Here is a 15,681-nt window from a genome sequence, read left to right as displayed (position 1 = left end):
ATCATTTGCTGCTGTTATCTTATAATTCTCTGTCAAAGCGGGCACTATTAGCTTCAGCGTCGCCGTGAAATTCTGCTTTTGCCAACTTTAATGGAAGGTTTAGACGTTCGCGGCTTGGTGAATACTTTGCTTGAGCTGCTCTTTTGCTTATTGTCTTTCACAATTTTGCCCTTGGTCGCTGGCTTTGTGGTGATTGTGTTCGTGCTTGCTTTGGGGGAGGAGGAGGAAACACCCGCCTCTTTGGAGCGTCTCATGACCGAGCCGGTACGATTAACGGTAACTGGCGGTGCAAGCTTCTTATCATCAACGGTAGGGATGCGGTACGTTGTCTTAGGCTTGTATGTATCCTTTGACGAATAACCTCGGTATTTGCCGCTGCCGTATTTGCCCTTATCAAACAGATCATCAAGAACACTCGCGATTAAATAGGCTTGGAGAAAGCTTGAGCTATAATTCTGACGTACATATTCCGTTGAGTTAATTTCGATCAGTGTATCTTCCGGTGCATCAGGAGCCTGCTGCAAATCGATGACTTCATCGGAATAGACGAGAAACATCCGCTCTGTACTTGTCTCGCTCTGCTGCTTCGGTTTACGCTGCTCGTTAAAATCCGAAGCGACATCAGGAACGGAACGATTTGCGGCACGATAGACGTAAGAGGTTTGATTACCAGAGCCGTTGACTGATTCTAATGGGTACTGCTCCTTAACTGTATCTGAAATGGTGCATGCGGTGAGAAGCGGGATGATAAAGCTAAGCAGAAGCAGGTATTTCAAAGATTGATGCCACCATTTGTTCATCGTTATCCTCCTAGCCGCCGCGCAGCACGCGAACATCTGCAGGCAGCACGCTTTCTCCTTCATAGAGCATAAAGCGCCCGTTTTGCCATTCGATACGAAGCAGCTTCATATCATCCGATTGATATTGCCAGACAGACTGTTCGCCTCCCTGCATGTATGGCGTTTTGCCGGTCGCCGTAATTAAACCGGAGTATTGCTCCTCCATATGATAAGTACGTTCGTCCAGCTCCAAAATGGTAGGCACCTCGTCAATTGATTCCAAGCGCCCGTCTATAGGTTCATACAGTGCGAATACGGTTCTTTCTCGCTCCTCTATCGTTAAATAACGAATGGTTATGCCATCCTGAAGAGTTAGGACAATCGCGTTGCGTGCACGATTATGAGTTCTGCCTGTGACGTTATAAGTTATTAAGGAAACCTCACAAGCATCGCCAGGTGACAATGTCATTATGCTCTTCTCAGCAATGGGCGACGGAGAAGTAGCAATCAGGTTTTTGATCCGTTTAAACAAGCTCATCGTATATACTCCTTCTGAATAATTAGATAGACCCGATAATTAGTGCACCTGCAACATGCAGAGAGCCTGCGAATAACGCGTAATTGACTTTACCCTCATGAATACCTTGCTCCAGCTTCATACCGCTGATAGCGATGACGATTTTCTCTACGATCCACTCCAGTATGAGCAGCAGCACGAAAGAGATGAGTGAGATGAGTAGAGCTTCCCACATTTCACTTGATTTACTGATGGATTGGGATAATATGTACGCTTGAGCAAATAATTTGAGTACGAAGCGAGTCGTTACCGCGGTATTTCCTTTTTTAATTTCCTGCAAATCATTGTACTTCGTAAAACGCGAGTCTAAAAACATGATGATAATTAACAAAATTGCTCCAGCACCTGTCCAAATCGGAATTCGAATAAGGTCAATCCAAGACATCGTCAGTTCCTCCAATGGTCCAATTTATAAAAAAGACCGCTTCCGTTAAAACCGGTCCTCCGATTCGTAACATAAGCGGCCACACTAGATAATATTTATGAAGTGACTAAGCTATTACTGTTTCTCGTATTGCTTCATCAAGGCGGCAAGCTCATCATCGACCGCTTTATCCTTGCCGAGCTTCTCAAACTCAGCATCAAGTGATTTTCCTTTGGCGCTCAATTCGTTACTGGCTTCAGCTTGCGCTTCCATTTGCAGCATCTTCTCTTCCATACGCTTCATGCCTGAAGCAGCAGAATCCGTACCGAAGCCAGACATTGCTTTATTAATTTCCGTTTGTGCCTTGGCTGCATTATAACGAGCGACGAGTGTCTCACGTTTGTTTTTAAGCTCAGTGAGCTGCTGGCGCATCTCATCCAGCTTGCCGCGCAGATTGTCTGCGAGCAATTTATTCTGATCGAAGCTCGTTTTGTACTCCGTTGATTTTTGTTCGGCTGTTTTCTTCTCTTCCAAGGCACGACGAGCGAGCTCAATGTTTTGCGCTTGTGCTGCCAGATGGGCTTGCTCACTGCGCTTCTCTACCAGCTGTGCTTGCTCTTCATAAAGCTGCTTGAATTTTTTCTCAATGGCAATTTGTGCTGCGACTGCTTTCTCGGCATCGGCTAGATCCTCTTGCATGTCGCGAATATATTGATCGGTCAACTTAACAGGGTCTTCCGCTTTCTCAATTAGAGCATATACATTCGATAAAGTAAGATCACGCAGTCGTTTAAATATGGACAATGAAATCCCTCCTAGAATCGTAGTACGCATAAGTCATAATACGCGAAGAGCAAGCGAGTCGTTGCAAGTAAATGCAGAATCGCTGCCATTCGCGTTTATATTTAAAGAAATGCTACAATAAACCAAAATGATCACCTGTATGAGAAGAAAAGAGGGAGCATAACCATGGAAAATAGCAAAACTGGAACGGAGCGGTTTAAGCGATTTATTTTGAACAATAAATTCGTATTATTTCTGCTTGTTTTGTTGCTTGTTGGACTAAATATTATGGTGCTGACGAAAATTTCATACATTTTCACGCCTTTAACCGTGCTGCTCAAGACCTTGCTGCTGCCGGTCATATTGGCGGGAATAGCTTATTACTTACTTAATCCAGTCGTCGACTTCTTAGAACGAAAGGGAGTCAAACGGATATATTCTATTATTATGCTGTTTCTGGTTGGCGCAGGACTGATTACAATTTTGCTGGTCATCGTCATTCCATTATTAAATGGGCAAGCCGTGAGCTTCGTGAACAGCTTTCCTAAATACGGCGAGCAATTGCGGGTTAAATTTGAGCAGTTTATGGATAGCGCTGGATTTATTCAAGTACAAGAGTGGTTTAATTTAAATCCGGAGAAGCTGACGTCGAATATTACAGAGCAAGCCACGTCCATTTTGAATGGAACGTTAACTAGCGTGGGTTCCTTTGTGGGAGCACTTAAAGAGGTTATTCTTGCGATATTGACGCTCCCGTTTATTTTGTTCTATTTGCTAAAAGACGGGAAAAAGCTGCCGGAAACGATCGTTAGTGTCCTGCCTAACAAGCTTCAGCCGCATACGAAACGAATTATGGCAGAGATGAACGGACAAGTTAGCAGCTATATCCGAGGTCAAATTATAGTAAGCTTCTGTATTGGGCTGCTATTATATATCGGTTACTTAATTATTGGCCTTGAGTACTCACTTGTGCTTGCGCTGGTAGCTGCGTGCACAAGCGTTATTCCGTATCTAGGGCCTGCCATTGCGATTACACCAGCTTTAATTGTCGCTATGGTGACTTCGCCTGTCATGCTCCTGAAGATGGTGGTTATATGGACGATTGTTCAATTAATCGAAGGCAAATTCATCTCGCCGCAAATCATGGGCAAAACGCTGCATATCCATCCGATTACCATTATTTTTGTTATTTTGACAGCGGGTAACTTGTTTGGCCTTGCAGGGATTGTACTTGCGGTACCGGGTTATGCAGTCATCAAGGTCGTTGTAATTCATCTGTTCGAATGGTTTAGAAGCCGCTCGATTCTTTATGAAGCAGATAAGAAAGGCGAAAACGTGCTATAATAACCGATTTCGCTTAAGCAGCTTGAAGTATATAAATACAATACCGAAAGCCAGCAGGTAGGATAAAAAGGTATACCCTATATTCCAGCCGTTGCCGTAGGATACTTTGCCATAGATTAGAGCCATAAACTCAAGCAGTGTAGTGCCCAGTATGAACAAGAACAAGATTAGCACGGTTAATACGGGGCGTGAATTGATCAACCAGATCATAAAGCATGCTAGTAGCGGGTAAAGACCGATATCAAGCGGCAAAGCGGAAACGGACTCGTCATTGGGGATAAGAGGAGTGAAATCCCAAAACTTTAATTGAAAACCAATTGAGTTGATGACTAAAGAGGAGACCGCTCCGATAGGGAAAATAAGAAGCAAGGTTTTGGGGCTTTTTATGCCCAAATATATACCGGCAATCCAAGGAACAAAGAACCCAAATATAGTATTGATAAGCATTATAAGTTCCTTTCTTGAACATTTTTTATTAGAATGTCCTGAATCCAGATCAGCATGCGTGAAAAAGAAAAAAGGAAGGCGCCAAGTGCGCCTTCCTTTTTGTTTTAACCTACCTCTGGTTTGAGCAGTCGAATAGGTGGACCGATCGTCAGCTCAACTTTATTAATGCGATGTTTGCTTACTTCACGAACGGTAAAGGTCAAATTATGAAAGCCAAATTGTTTACCTGGCTTAGCTTCTTCCATTTCACTGTACAGCCAGCCGCCGACCGTATCGACTTCTTCATGCTCAAGCTCGGCTCCTATGAGGTCGCCCAGCTCAGTGAGCGATACCTTGCCATCCAGCATATAAGATGTATCCGACAGCATCTCGATATCTTTGCGTTCATCGGCATCAAATTCATCTCTGATATCGCCGACAATTTCCTCCAAAATATCCTCAATCGTTACAAGGCCGGAAGTGCCGCCATACTCATCTACGACGATCGCAAAATGTACGCGCTCCTGCTGCATCCGTTTTAGCAATGTCTTGACAGGCATCACCTCGGATACGGACATGACAGGCTGTATAAGTGTTTGCAAATCAATTTCTTTGTTTACTTGATATTGAAGAAACAATTGCTTCGTGTTGATCATCCCGACGATATGGTCTTTGCTGTCGCCGGCAACAGGGAAGCGGGTATACTGTTCCTTGCGAATGATATCCATGTTTTCTTGCAGCGTATTGTTCTTATATAAGACGGTCATGTCTGTACGCGGAACCATAATTTCTTTAGCTAAAATTTCATCAAAAGCAAAGATCCGATTTACGTAACCATATTCCGTATTGTTGATTTTACCGCTTTCTAAGCTGTCTGTTAAAATAATTTGAATTTCTTCTTCGGAATGGGCGTTCTCATGCTCCTTCGCTGGCTTTAAGCCAAACAAACGAACCAACGCATTGGCAGATCCATTCAAGACCCAGATGAAGGGGTACATGACTTTGTAGAATAGAATAATCGGTTTCACGACAGTGAAGCTGACAAGCTCTGCCTTCTGGATGGCAATGCTCTTAGGAGCAAGCTCACCAACCACCACATGGATAAATGTGATGAATAGAAAAGCGATTAGAAATGACAAAATGTGACTCAAATTACTGTTTAGATTCCATTGCTCGAATAAAGGGAGAAGCAGTTTTTCAACGGTAGGTTCTCCTAACCAACCAAGTCCGAGCGCTGTAATTGTAATGCCAAGCTGACAGGCAGATAGGTAACCATCCAAATTGCTTACAACACGTTGAACGGCAATTGCGTTTTTCTTGCCTTCAACGACTAACTGGTCGACACGGCTGGAACGAAGCTTAATGATTGCAAATTCAGTAGCTACGAAAAAAGCGGTTAACACAATTAGTAAAGCAACTAAGAGCAGATTAAGTCCTATACCCATAATAAATGTTCACAATCCTTCTTATTCGTATTTAATTGATGTTATTTAATAGTACGAACTTTCTGCCAATTCATCAAACCGCTGAAAGAGGGTTATACGGCTGCAAAAGCTCAATTTTACCGATTTAGAGAAGCCAGTAGAACAATATTAGCCGATACCTAGCGATTACGAGATTATTTGTCTGGTTTAATGAATAGTTCTTATGAACTCGAAATGAATGAAAAAAAGAACGGCAGCAGGCCGTCCATTTTTCGAAATATAAGAAAGAATATGATTTACTGTTACTTACCTTATATTTCGTAGTCTAGGCGATATTAAAACTTATTTGCCTGCTGCTCTGACCACTCACCGATGACAGGCAGCTTATTCAGCTTCCCTTGCAGCGTGAGCAGCATGAGGCCAATCCATGCAATGAAAGCGGCTAGACCGAGCAATATCCCTAGCAGCCAACCAATTATCGGGATAAAGCCTAACAAAATATTAGCGGCGATGAAAGCGACCGATAAGACGATAGACTGTACAGCATGCAATCTAACGAAGCGGCTCTTCTTCTCTAGCACAAGGAATATAATGCCGGTTATAAAACCTGCCAGGTAGCAAAGCAAGCCTGCTACTTTCGGATCAAGTCCCGTTGATGAGCTGTCTGGTTGTAAGGATGGAGGTTGATTCAAGAGATTCACCCTTTCTATTTTACCTATACTTGCAATGATTGTATTCGTCATACATTTTCAGTAGACCTCTTTATTTTATAAAATATTATCCAAAATTGGTATCAAAACTTTGTAAAAGGTTTGTAACCTGTTTCGACAAATTATCGTCTAAACTAAAGAATGCGTATTTATAAAAGAATTGATAAGATAGGAGAAGTCATCATATTATGAATAAAATGAATAAACGTAGATGGTTAATTGCTGCATCAGCCGCAGTAGTGATTCTTGGTGTTGTTGGTTTTTTCAACAGAGGAACATTGGCTATGCTAGGGTTTGATTGGTTTCTGGAAGGTCAGGTAAAGAAGCAGCTCGAGCAATCTTATAAACCTATCGATGGACGGGAACCCGTTCCAGTGAGTACAATTAATAAGAAACAAGATCCATTCTCTATCCTGCTGCTCGGTATTGACCAACGCGGCAAGGAGACTGGGCGGTCGGATACGATGATCTATACAGTCGTTCGTCCAAATGACGGCGAGATGCTCATGGTTTCCATACCACGTGATACGTATGTTGATATCGTCGGTAAAAATAAAGAGGACAAGATTACGCATGCATACGCTTTTGGCGGTGCGGGAATGGCAATGAACACGGTTGAGAAGTTTCTAGACACACCTATTCAATATTACGCTTCAATTAACTTTGAAGGATTCCGTAACGTGATCGACACGCTTGGCGGAATTTCGCTTCCTATCGAAGAGGATATTGTGAATAAAGATGCTGATCATGAGAAATTTGTCATTAAAGCTGGCCAGGATACTTACAACGGTAAGGATACACTGAACTATGTTCGTTATCGTGAGGATGCTGGCGGCGATATCAATCGTACAGAGCGTCATCAGATTTTCTTGAATCTTCTTATGGATAAAGCGAAACAAATGAATCAATGGTCCAAAATTCCTGAGCTTATGGATATTATGGGCGATAATTTCAGTACAGATATGCGTCCGCAGCAGCTAGTCGATTTAGGTCAAATCATGCTCATGGCGAAGGATCGCAAAATCTACAGCCATTCGCTGCTTGGTGACGGACATCGCTTGAAGAGCGGCGGAGCTTGGTATTATTTTGCCGATGAAGAAGATTTGTCGAAGGTACAGACCATGATCAAAAACTGGTTAAATGCAGATACACCTGCTTCCAGTCTAATATTGCCTGATAAGTACAATGAAGATAAGGTCAAAGATGTAGGTGCATTATCAAGCAGCGAAACGACGACTAAGCAGCCTTAATGCTGCTTGCTCCGCTCCGTCTTGCTGCTTTAGGACCAATGGGAATGGAAAGAGCAAACGGATCGGAGTGGTTTAAGAAAAATGAATATCGCGTTTTTTTTGTTGCCGAAGCAAGAGGTTGTGTGTGTTACTCAGGATGTAACGTTAAGACAAACGCTAGAGCGTATGGAGTATCATCGCTATACGGCGGTCCCTATTATTAATGATGATGGCGGTTATGCAGGTACGGTTACGGAAGGCGATTTGTTATGGTATTTTAAAAATCATGCTGACTTATCACTGGAACAAACCAATAAGGTGAAGCTAATCGATGTACCGCTTCGAATGAACAACAAGACGGTACGAATTGATGCCAATATGGATGATCTGATCTCGCTGGCGAAGGTGCAAAACTTTGTACCGGTTGTCGATGATATGAACCGTTTTATTGGCATTGTACGCAGAAGCGAAATCATTGATTACTGCCAAAAAATTATTATGGAGCAGCATAATGTGCTTCAGGATAAATAAGAAACGGCAGCGATTGGGATCGTCTTCAGGTACTATTTTCAAACTAGGCAGGGCAATATAATAAGCAATAAGACGGAATAAGCTTGCTGTTCCGTCTTTTTCTTTTATAGGAAGCGCCTAAGCCGACAGTTCGACTAAAGAGTGAGCCTGCTGGAATGTGAGTGATATGTTTAGCTTTTATGCTATAATGAGTTGTAAAAGTTTCGTAAGAAACCAGATTATATAAGCAAGAGGTGAACGGTTTGAGAACCGGCTTGAAACCAGTGCTGTGGAGCTTTGCGGCACTCCTTTTATTATTGTCCCTTCTAGTACCGCTATTTAATGTAATTACCATGCTGCTGCTTATGGTGCCGTATGTCGTGCTGTATACGATACTGTCGCCAAAGTCTTTTGTGCTGCATCTGCTTCCGGTATGGGCACTGGCATTTATTATCGGCGGGCCAGCTACACTTATTATCGGATTATTTTTCCTCATACCGTCTATTGTGATGGGCCACTTGTATATGAAACAAGCGCCTGCCTCAAAGGTTCTTCGGACGGTCAGCGTCGTCGTTCTTGCTCAGTTGATGCTTGAGTTGATCATATTCGAGGCGTTCTTGAATATTTCGCTCATTAAAGAGCTCAGAACATTTATAAGGTCAACAGTCGATGAACTGATGACAAAGCAGCTGCTTCCTACAGAATGGAATTCGGATCTAACTGAGGTTGTTGCTCGTACGATGGTCAATTCTATTCCTGTAACCTTTATTATTATCGCTTTCGTACTCACTGCTATATCGCAATTTATAGCTCGCAGAGCTGTAAAGTGGAGCGGCGGCCCGGAAGTACCTAGGTTTACGCGTGCCAAAGATTGGCGTTTGCCTCGTATACTCGTTGTGCTTTATTTAATTACTTATGTAATCGAGCTGTTCTCGTCGACGACGAGCGATTCTTTTTTTGCAGTGGCTTTGATGAACTTGGTACCTCTGCTTAGTTATGTTTTTGCGTTTCAGGCTGTCGGATTTTTCTTTTTCCTTGCTCATCAGCGAGGATGGAACAAAGCGGTACCGATTCTTATTGCGATTCCGGTGCTATTGATCCCGCCGCTTAGCTTGATCGGCGTGCTGGATACTGCTTTTCCAATCCGCAAGTCGTTTACGAAACCATAGCACAGGAGCGGATAGGAAATGCCGAAGTTTTTGGTTACACGATGGCACGGAATGCATCAAATGTGGGCCTTTGCATTGATGGTGCTCATGTCAGTGGGACTTGCATGGTTCGAGTGGCTGCTTGGGCTGCTCGGATTACTGCTCACGGCCTTGGTATTGTTTTATACCATAATGGCAGAACGTGCTTTCCGCAAAGATTTGAAATCGTATCTAGGCACGTTGTCCTACCGGGTTAAAAAGGCAGGAAACGATGTCGTCAGCGAACTTCCTTTCGGAATTATTTTATATAACGAAGATCGTATGGTGGAATGGCATAATCCTTATATTGCTAATATGGTGGAGCGGGAAACCGTCATTGGCGTTCCGCTTGCGGAGCTGTTCCCATCATTGCAGCAAGTGAAGGAACGCGAAGGAACGATTGAAGCTACAGTAGGCTCGCAAGTTTACCAGCTGATCTTCAAACAGAAGGAACGCATTCTTTATGTGAAGAACATTACGGATCTGTGGCAGCTTGGCCGCAAATACGATGATGAGAAGCTCGTTATCGGCATTGTAATGATCGATAATCTTGAAGAAGTTACGCAGGGTCTTGACGATCACCAGCGCAGCTCTATGCTCTCAAAGGTGACGACGGAAATTACCGAGTGGGCTCAAAAGTATCATATTTATTTGAAGAGGCTCACGTCGGATCGGTTTCTACTGGTGACGGATCAAAAAACATTAAAGCAGCTTGAGCAGTCTCGTTTTGTCGTGCTGGACGAGGTTAGAGATATTACCGGCGATCACAAAATTCCGGTTACGCTGAGCATCGGTTTTGCGGCAGGGGCTGAGCATATCATCGAGCTCGGTCAATGGGCGCATATGAGTCTTGATATCGCGCTCGGACGAGGCGGCGACCAAGCAGCTGTGAAGGTTGGCAGTCGGCAATCCTTCTATGGCGGCAAGTCGAATGCGGTGGAGAAACGGACACGCGTGCGCGCACGGGTGGTCGCACATGCATTACGTGATCTGATACGCGAGAGCCATAACGTAGTCATTATGGGGCACAAAATGCCCGATATGGATGCAATTGGAGCAGCTATTGGTGTTATGAAAGCGGCGCAGCTGTTCGGCAAGGAAGCTTATATTGTGTTAGAAGGCGTAAATCCAGCCATTCAGAAAATGATGGAGCTCATCCGCGAAGACGAGAAGCTGTCCAAACGCTTTGTCTCACCGGAGCAGGCCTCGGCATTAATTACACCTCAGACGCTCGCTGTCGTTGTTGATACGCACAAGGTATCGATGGTTAAGGAGCCTAAGCTGCTTACACAGACCGACCGCATTGTCGTTGTCGATCATCACCGCCGCAGTGAGGAATTTATCGCGAATGCGATATTAATTTATATGGAGCCTTACGCTTCATCAACATGTGAGCTCGTAACGGAGCTGCTGCAATACATCCATGATCGAGTTGTACTCGATGTACGGGAATCAACAGCTTTACTTGCCGGTATTACGGTAGATACAAAGAGCTTCTCGCTTCGCACAGGTGCGAGAACGTTTGAAGCGGCATCGTTCCTGCGCCGCAATGGGGCAGATTCGATGATGATTCAGCGGATGCTGAAAGAGGATCTTGAAGAATACGTGCGCAAGGCCGAAATTATTAAGCATGCTGAGGTGCTTTATGAGCATGTCGCCATTGCAGTAACCGAAAGCGGTCGTAAATATTCGCAGCTGCTCATCGCACAATCAGCGGATACGCTGCTGAATATGACGGATATACTCGCTTCCTTCGTTATCGGAGAGCGCCAAGATGGACTAATTGGCATTAGTGCGCGTTCACTAGGCCATATGAATGTACAGGTCGTCATGGAGAGAATGGGCGGAGGCGGACATTTGACGAATGCTGCCGCTCAGCTGGAAGGCTCTGTGGTGGAAGTAGCGGAGCGTTTGAAACAAGTGTTAGAAGAAATTGAAAAGGAAGAGGGGTTATTTGAATGAAAGTAATCTTTTTGCAGGATGTTAAAGGACAAGGGAAAAAAGGGCAAGTAAAGGATCTGTCCGAAGGGTATGTACGTAATTTTCTATTGCCGCAAGGGCTTGCGAAGCTGGCATCCGACGGCAACCTGAAGACGCTTGAAGTACAGCATGCTTCTGAACAGAAGCGCAAGGATAAAGAAAAGCAGGACGCGCAAGAACTAGGCAAGAAGCTTGAAGAGATGACCATCGTAATTAAGACAAAAGCAGGCGAGGGCGGCAGACTATTTGGTGCCATTACGAGCAAACAAATTGGCGAAGCCTTAGCGGCGAAAGGAATTAAAGTAGATAAACGCAAAATCGAGCTTGATGATCCAATTCGTACGCTGGGTGTTACACAAGTCGTTGTGAAGCTTCACCCTGAAGTGAAAGCAAAGCTGAACGTGCAGGCGTCTGAAGAATAGAGCAGTCTAAAGTATAAGCCAAGGTTTGTTACAGAACCTTGGCTTATGCTTACGAAGTAGGTTTTTACGCAAACCTAAGTGTATGTTTACGAAGTAAGTTTTCTTCGAAAACCTTAGCGTATGCTTACGAAGTAGGTTTTCTTCGAAAACCTTTAGGAGGGGCCCATGAGCACTGAATTGATGTTTGATCGTGTTCCACCGCAGAACTTAGAAGCGGAACAAGCTGTTATCGGAGCGATATTGCTGCAATCAGAAGCCTTGATTACAGCGATGGAGCGCGTGCGCAGTGAAGACTTCTACAGCGGTCCTCACAGACAAATATATGAGGCGATGGTTGAAATCGCGGAAAACAACCAGCCGGTTGATCTCGTGACTTTGACTGCGCATTTGCAGGATCAGCATTTGCTTGAAGAAATTGGCGGAGTCAGCTATTTGGCGAAGCTTGCCAACTCGGTGCCAACCGCAGCAAACGTTGACTACTATGCACAAATTGTAGAAGAGAAGTCGATGCTGAGGCGCCTTATTCGCACAGCAACAAACATCGTATCCGATGGATATGCGAATTCGGAGGATGTAGGCGTACTTCTCGGAGATGCAGAGAAACAGATTCTCGAAATATCGAATCGCCGCTCCGGCAGCGGGTTCATCTCCATTAGAGACGTATTGATGGAGGTATTCGAGAAGGTAGAGCAGCTGTACCAGGATAAAGGCGGCACAACAGGCATACCATCCGGATTTACCGATCTGGATCGGATGACGGCCGGTTTCCAGCGAAGCGACTTGATCATCGTTGCTGCCCGTCCTTCTGTAGGTAAAACGGCATTCGCGCTTAACGTTGCACAAAATGTCGGCGTTCGCGCACGCGAGACCGTCGCGATCTTTAGTCTGGAGATGTCAGCGGCACAGCTTGTACAGCGTATGATTTGCGCAGAAGCAAATGTAGACGCCCAGCGGATGCGGACAGGGCATCTTGAAGGCGATGACTGGGAAAAGCTGACGATGGCGATTGGGTCGCTTTCGGAGGCACAAATCTTTATTGATGATACACCGGGCATTACGGTCGCAGAAATTCGCGCCAAATGCCGTCGCTTGAAGAAGGAAAAAGGGTTAGGCATGATCATGATAGACTATTTGCAGCTGATCTCCGGCCGCGGCAAAGCGGGCGAGAATAGGCAGCAAGAGGTATCCGAAATTTCACGTACACTGAAGCAAATTGCGCGTGAGCTTGAAGTTCCCGTTATTGCACTTTCTCAGCTAAGCCGGGGCGTTGAGCAGCGGCAAGACAAACGTCCGATGATGTCCGACCTTCGGGAATCGGGATCTATCGAGCAAGATGCTGATATCGTATCGTTCCTTTACCGGGATGATTATTACGACAAAGAGTCTGAGAAAAAAGATATTATCGAGATCATTATCGCTAAGCAGCGGAATGGACCGGTAGGTACGGTTGAGCTCGTGTTTCTCAAAAAGTACAATAAATTCGTAAGTATCGATCGCGCGCATCAAGATCCGATGCAAGCGTCGTGAATATCCGAACAATTGCATGTGTAGTTATGCAATTGTTCGTTTTTCGTTTGACTTCTCGATGTTGGACTGCTACACTATTAATGCTGTCTTTTGACTTGTGACACGGGCCCTTTTATTAAAGGTTTGCTGGTGTATAAAGCATTGGGACGGTAATTTTCGGTGCTTATAAACACCGGACGGGGGTATAATTATGTCTACGGTTGTTGTAGTTGGTACACAGTGGGGAGACGAAGGTAAAGGCAAAATCACTGATTACTTGGCAGAGGGAGCCGACGTCGTCGCTCGTTACCAAGGAGGAAACAATGCCGGACACACCATCCTTATTGATAACAAAAAATATAAATTGACGATGATTCCATCGGGTATTTTCAATCATGATAAAACTTGCGTCATCGGTAACGGAATGGTTATTAATCCGGAAGCTCTGATTGACGAAATTAACTATATTCACGAAAATGGCTTCTCTACTGATAATTTGAAAATTAGCGATCGCGCTCATGTCATTATGCCTTATCACCTTGTACTTGACGGTCTTGAAGAGGATCGTAAAGGCGATAATAAAATCGGCACAACTCGCAAAGGGATCGGCCCTTGCTACATGGATAAAGCGGCACGCAATGGCATTCGTATTGCTGATTTGATGGATGCTGAGGAATTTGAATCCAGAGTTCGCAGTATTATCATCGAGAAAAACCAATTGATTGAGCAAGTATATGGCGGAGCGCATCTTAATGCGGATTCCATCGTTGCGGACTATCTTGGGTATGCAGAAGTGCTTCGCAAATATGTAACAGATACTTCTGTTATTCTAAACGATGCTATCGATGCTGGTCAGAAGGTTTTGTTCGAAGGCGCTCAAGGCGTTATGCTCGATATTGACCAAGGAACTTATCCGTACGTAACATCATCCAACCCATCAGCTGGCGGAGTTTGTATCGGTTCTGGCGTTGGTCCGTCAAAAATCCAGCAAGTTATTGGTGTTGCAAAAGCATACACAACTCGTGTAGGCGATGGTCCTTTCCCAACAGAGCAAGACAACGAAATCGGTCAAATGATTCGTGACAAAGGCCATGAATACGGTACAGTAACAGGTCGTCCACGCCGCGTTGGCTGGTTCGATACGGTAGTTGTTCGCCATGCACGCCGCGTTAGCGGTATTACAGGTCTTTCTCTGAACTCGCTAGACGTTCTTACAGGCCTTGAAACAGTTAAAATTTGCACAGGCTACAAATTGCGCGGCGAAGTGATTGATACTTACCCAGCAAGCCTCAAAATGGTATCAGAGTGCGAAGCGATTTACGAGGAGCACCCAGGTTGGTCAGAGGATATCTCTGGCGCGAAAACACTTGAGGATCTTCCAGTGAATACACGCAATTACTTGAACCGTGTATCCGAGCTTACAGGTATTCCAATTGCGATCTTCTCCGTTGGCCGTAACCGCGAGCAAACAAATCCGGTTCGTCCGATTTACGAATAAAATGTTTTTTACAAAGGGTGGCCTGCGGGCCATCCTTTTTTTTGTATATAAAAATGATGAATACTCGCTTTAAAACACTCATTTTATAGGAAATTAATAGAGTTTAGAAGAATGGTTGTCCCTAATGTTGACCATAATGGTATATAACAGATTATGGCAATTGCAGCTGCTAAATAACAATTTGTCAGCTGCTGGACGAAGGGATTGGTGCGGCAATGTTGAAAAAAGTAGAATGGCTGGCGAAAATTGTAGCAGCAGGATTAATCGTAAGTTTCTTATCCATTTGGACGACGGGATATATTGTAACCAGCTATGTGGAAACGATATTAAAACAATTCAATTTACCGCTTGAAGTGCCGCCGATGGCAATGTCAGGCGTATGGGGCAAACTATGGGGAGCAGATCCGCTAGTAACGACGGATATTGCAGATAAAGAAGAGAAGAAGACTATAGTTGATGGTGAGGATACTCCAGCAACAGATGCAGGTGAAAATGAGCAGGCTGATCCACCGGCAGCCATCGACGCCTTTGGACAAGCAACGGATGCTCCGCTTACCGATATGGGCATTGGCGGGGGCACCGAAGCAGGAAGTGGCGCAAAACCTGAAGATGGCAGTGTTGAAGAGGGAACAGCTGGTGTTGATGATACCGAGACAGCGATGACAACGGATGATTTGACTGAGGTAAAGGATCAAATGAGCGATGAGGATAAGGAAAAATTATTCAGTCTGCTTATGACAAAATTACCGCAAGAATCGTGGCAAACAATCTCTCAATATATCGAAAACGGGCTGACAGAACAAGAGTTGACAGAGATTCAACAAATAATGGCACAGCACCTCGACAAGACCGAATATGGGCAAATGATGGAGATTCTGAAAAAATATTAATATTGTGAATAGGGTGTAAAGGTTGCTCCAATTGTTGGGCATATGTTACAGT

16 protein-coding genes are annotated in these 15,681 nt (G+C 44.5%); 9 read left to right on the top strand and 7 right to left on the bottom strand.

Annotation, left to right across the window (positions count from 1 at the left end; genetic code table 11):
- Positions 1 to 53: 53 nt before the first annotated feature.
- From AC1DPK_RS23480 to AC1DPK_RS23465, 4 genes are all read right to left on the bottom strand, one after another.
- A complete protein-coding gene (locus AC1DPK_RS23480) occupies positions 54 to 800 on the bottom strand; it encodes a DUF4247 domain-containing protein (RefSeq protein WP_477511798.1) in 747 nt (248 codons plus the stop codon).
- Between the two features lie 10 nt (positions 801 to 810).
- Positions 811 to 1,317 (bottom strand): DUF4178 domain-containing protein, encoded by a 507-nt coding sequence (locus AC1DPK_RS23475; RefSeq protein WP_477511797.1) that lies wholly within the window; start codon positions 1,315 to 1,317, stop codon positions 811 to 813.
- Between the two features lie 22 nt (positions 1,318 to 1,339).
- Positions 1,340 to 1,741, bottom strand: a complete 402-nt coding sequence (locus AC1DPK_RS23470; protein ID WP_441878096.1) for a DUF350 domain-containing protein — start codon at positions 1,739 to 1,741, stop codon at positions 1,340 to 1,342.
- A 114-nt stretch (positions 1,742 to 1,855) separates the two neighbouring features.
- On the bottom strand, positions 1,856 to 2,524 hold the full coding sequence (locus AC1DPK_RS23465; protein WP_076266566.1) for a PspA/IM30 family protein: 669 nt from the start codon (positions 2,522 to 2,524) through the stop codon (positions 1,856 to 1,858).
- Between the two features lie 165 nt (positions 2,525 to 2,689).
- Here AC1DPK_RS23465 and AC1DPK_RS23460 point away from each other — a divergent pair, with 165 nt between their 5' ends.
- On the top strand, positions 2,690 to 3,847 hold the full coding sequence (locus tag AC1DPK_RS23460) for an AI-2E family transporter (RefSeq protein ID WP_477511796.1): 1,158 nt from the start codon (positions 2,690 to 2,692) through the stop codon (positions 3,845 to 3,847).
- Here the strand turns inward: AC1DPK_RS23460 and AC1DPK_RS23455 are convergent.
- The 3 genes from AC1DPK_RS23455 to AC1DPK_RS23445 form a co-directional block, all read right to left on the bottom strand.
- A complete protein-coding gene (locus tag AC1DPK_RS23455) occupies positions 3,842 to 4,294 on the bottom strand; it encodes a CBO0543 family protein (RefSeq protein WP_477511795.1) in 453 nt (150 codons plus the stop codon). The two genes, AC1DPK_RS23460 and AC1DPK_RS23455, sit on opposite strands and share 6 nt — an antisense overlap.
- Positions 4,295 to 4,398: 104 nt before the next feature.
- A complete protein-coding gene (locus AC1DPK_RS23450) occupies positions 4,399 to 5,718 on the bottom strand; it encodes a hemolysin family protein (RefSeq protein ID WP_076266563.1) in 1,320 nt (439 codons plus the stop codon).
- Positions 5,719 to 6,032: 314 nt separating this feature from the next.
- Entirely contained in the window at positions 6,033 to 6,389 is a 357-nt protein-coding gene (locus AC1DPK_RS23445; RefSeq protein WP_339205793.1) for a DUF4870 domain-containing protein, read from the bottom strand.
- Positions 6,390 to 6,595: 206 nt separating this feature from the next.
- Here AC1DPK_RS23445 and AC1DPK_RS23440 point away from each other — a divergent pair, with 206 nt between their 5' ends.
- The 8 genes from AC1DPK_RS23440 to AC1DPK_RS23405 all read left to right on the top strand — a co-directional run bounded on the left by AC1DPK_RS23440 (position 6,596) and on the right by AC1DPK_RS23405 (position 15,629).
- Positions 6,596 to 7,657: an LCP family protein gene (locus AC1DPK_RS23440; protein ID WP_477511794.1), complete on the top strand. Its 1,062-nt coding sequence runs from the start codon at positions 6,596 to 6,598 to the stop codon at positions 7,655 to 7,657.
- Between the two features lie 81 nt (positions 7,658 to 7,738).
- The gene (locus AC1DPK_RS23435; RefSeq protein ID WP_076266562.1) at positions 7,739 to 8,167 is read left to right on the top strand and encodes a CBS domain-containing protein; all 429 of its coding nucleotides are present in this window, start codon (positions 7,739 to 7,741) and stop codon (positions 8,165 to 8,167) included.
- Positions 8,168 to 8,409: 242 nt separating this feature from the next.
- Positions 8,410 to 9,315 (top strand): DUF2232 domain-containing protein, encoded by a 906-nt coding sequence (locus tag AC1DPK_RS23430; protein WP_076266561.1) that lies wholly within the window; start codon positions 8,410 to 8,412, stop codon positions 9,313 to 9,315.
- Between the two features lie 18 nt (positions 9,316 to 9,333).
- A complete protein-coding gene (locus AC1DPK_RS23425) occupies positions 9,334 to 11,295 on the top strand; it encodes a DHH family phosphoesterase (protein WP_076266560.1) in 1,962 nt (653 codons plus the stop codon).
- A complete protein-coding gene (rplI, locus tag AC1DPK_RS23420) occupies positions 11,292 to 11,735 on the top strand; it encodes a 50S ribosomal protein L9 (RefSeq protein WP_076266559.1) in 444 nt (147 codons plus the stop codon). Before AC1DPK_RS23425 ends, rplI begins: the two co-directional genes overlap by 4 nt.
- Positions 11,736 to 11,900: 165 nt before the next feature.
- Positions 11,901 to 13,262: a replicative DNA helicase gene (gene dnaB / locus AC1DPK_RS23415; protein WP_076266558.1), complete on the top strand. Its 1,362-nt coding sequence runs from the start codon at positions 11,901 to 11,903 to the stop codon at positions 13,260 to 13,262.
- Between the two features lie 190 nt (positions 13,263 to 13,452).
- Positions 13,453 to 14,739, top strand: coding sequence for an adenylosuccinate synthase (locus AC1DPK_RS23410; RefSeq protein WP_076266557.1), 1,287 nt, complete (start codon positions 13,453 to 13,455; stop codon positions 14,737 to 14,739).
- 215 nt (positions 14,740 to 14,954) lie between these two features.
- On the top strand, positions 14,955 to 15,629 hold the full coding sequence (locus AC1DPK_RS23405; protein WP_339205786.1) for a hypothetical protein: 675 nt from the start codon (positions 14,955 to 14,957) through the stop codon (positions 15,627 to 15,629).
- Positions 15,630 to 15,681: the final 52 nt, after the last annotated feature.

Source organism: Paenibacillus sp. 01T424 (assembly GCF_056398745.1).
The sequence above is the reverse complement of the archived record's forward strand: the minus strand, read 5'-3'. Positions and strand labels throughout refer to the sequence as shown.

Bases quoted from the DNA above. Each gene is read 5' to 3' on its own strand.
- AC1DPK_RS23480 (WP_477511798.1), bottom strand. From the start codon at position 800: ATGAACAAATGGTGGCATCAATCTTTGAAATACCTGCTTCTGCTTAGC.
- AC1DPK_RS23475 (WP_477511797.1), bottom strand. From the start codon at position 1,317: ATGAGCTTGTTTAAACGGATCAAAAACCTGATTGCTACTTCTCCGTCG.
- AC1DPK_RS23470 (WP_441878096.1), bottom strand. From the start codon at position 1,741: ATGTCTTGGATTGACCTTATTCGAATTCCGATTTGGACAGGTGCTGGA.
- AC1DPK_RS23460 (WP_477511796.1), top strand. From the start codon at position 2,690: ATGGAAAATAGCAAAACTGGAACGGAGCGGTTTAAGCGATTTATTTTG.
- AC1DPK_RS23455 (WP_477511795.1), bottom strand. From the start codon at position 4,294: ATGCTTATCAATACTATATTTGGGTTCTTTGTTCCTTGGATTGCCGGT.
- AC1DPK_RS23450 (WP_076266563.1), bottom strand. From the start codon at position 5,718: ATGGGTATAGGACTTAATCTGCTCTTAGTTGCTTTACTAATTGTGTTA.
- AC1DPK_RS23440 (WP_477511794.1), top strand. From the start codon at position 6,596: ATGAATAAAATGAATAAACGTAGATGGTTAATTGCTGCATCAGCCGCA.
- AC1DPK_RS23435 (WP_076266562.1), top strand. From the start codon at position 7,739: ATGAATATCGCGTTTTTTTTGTTGCCGAAGCAAGAGGTTGTGTGTGTT.
- AC1DPK_RS23425 (WP_076266560.1), top strand. From the start codon at position 9,334: ATGCCGAAGTTTTTGGTTACACGATGGCACGGAATGCATCAAATGTGG.
- rplI (WP_076266559.1), top strand. From the start codon at position 11,292: ATGAAAGTAATCTTTTTGCAGGATGTTAAAGGACAAGGGAAAAAAGGG.
- dnaB (WP_076266558.1), top strand. From the start codon at position 11,901: ATGAGCACTGAATTGATGTTTGATCGTGTTCCACCGCAGAACTTAGAA.
- AC1DPK_RS23410 (WP_076266557.1), top strand. From the start codon at position 13,453: ATGTCTACGGTTGTTGTAGTTGGTACACAGTGGGGAGACGAAGGTAAA.
- AC1DPK_RS23405 (WP_339205786.1), top strand. From the start codon at position 14,955: ATGTTGAAAAAAGTAGAATGGCTGGCGAAAATTGTAGCAGCAGGATTA.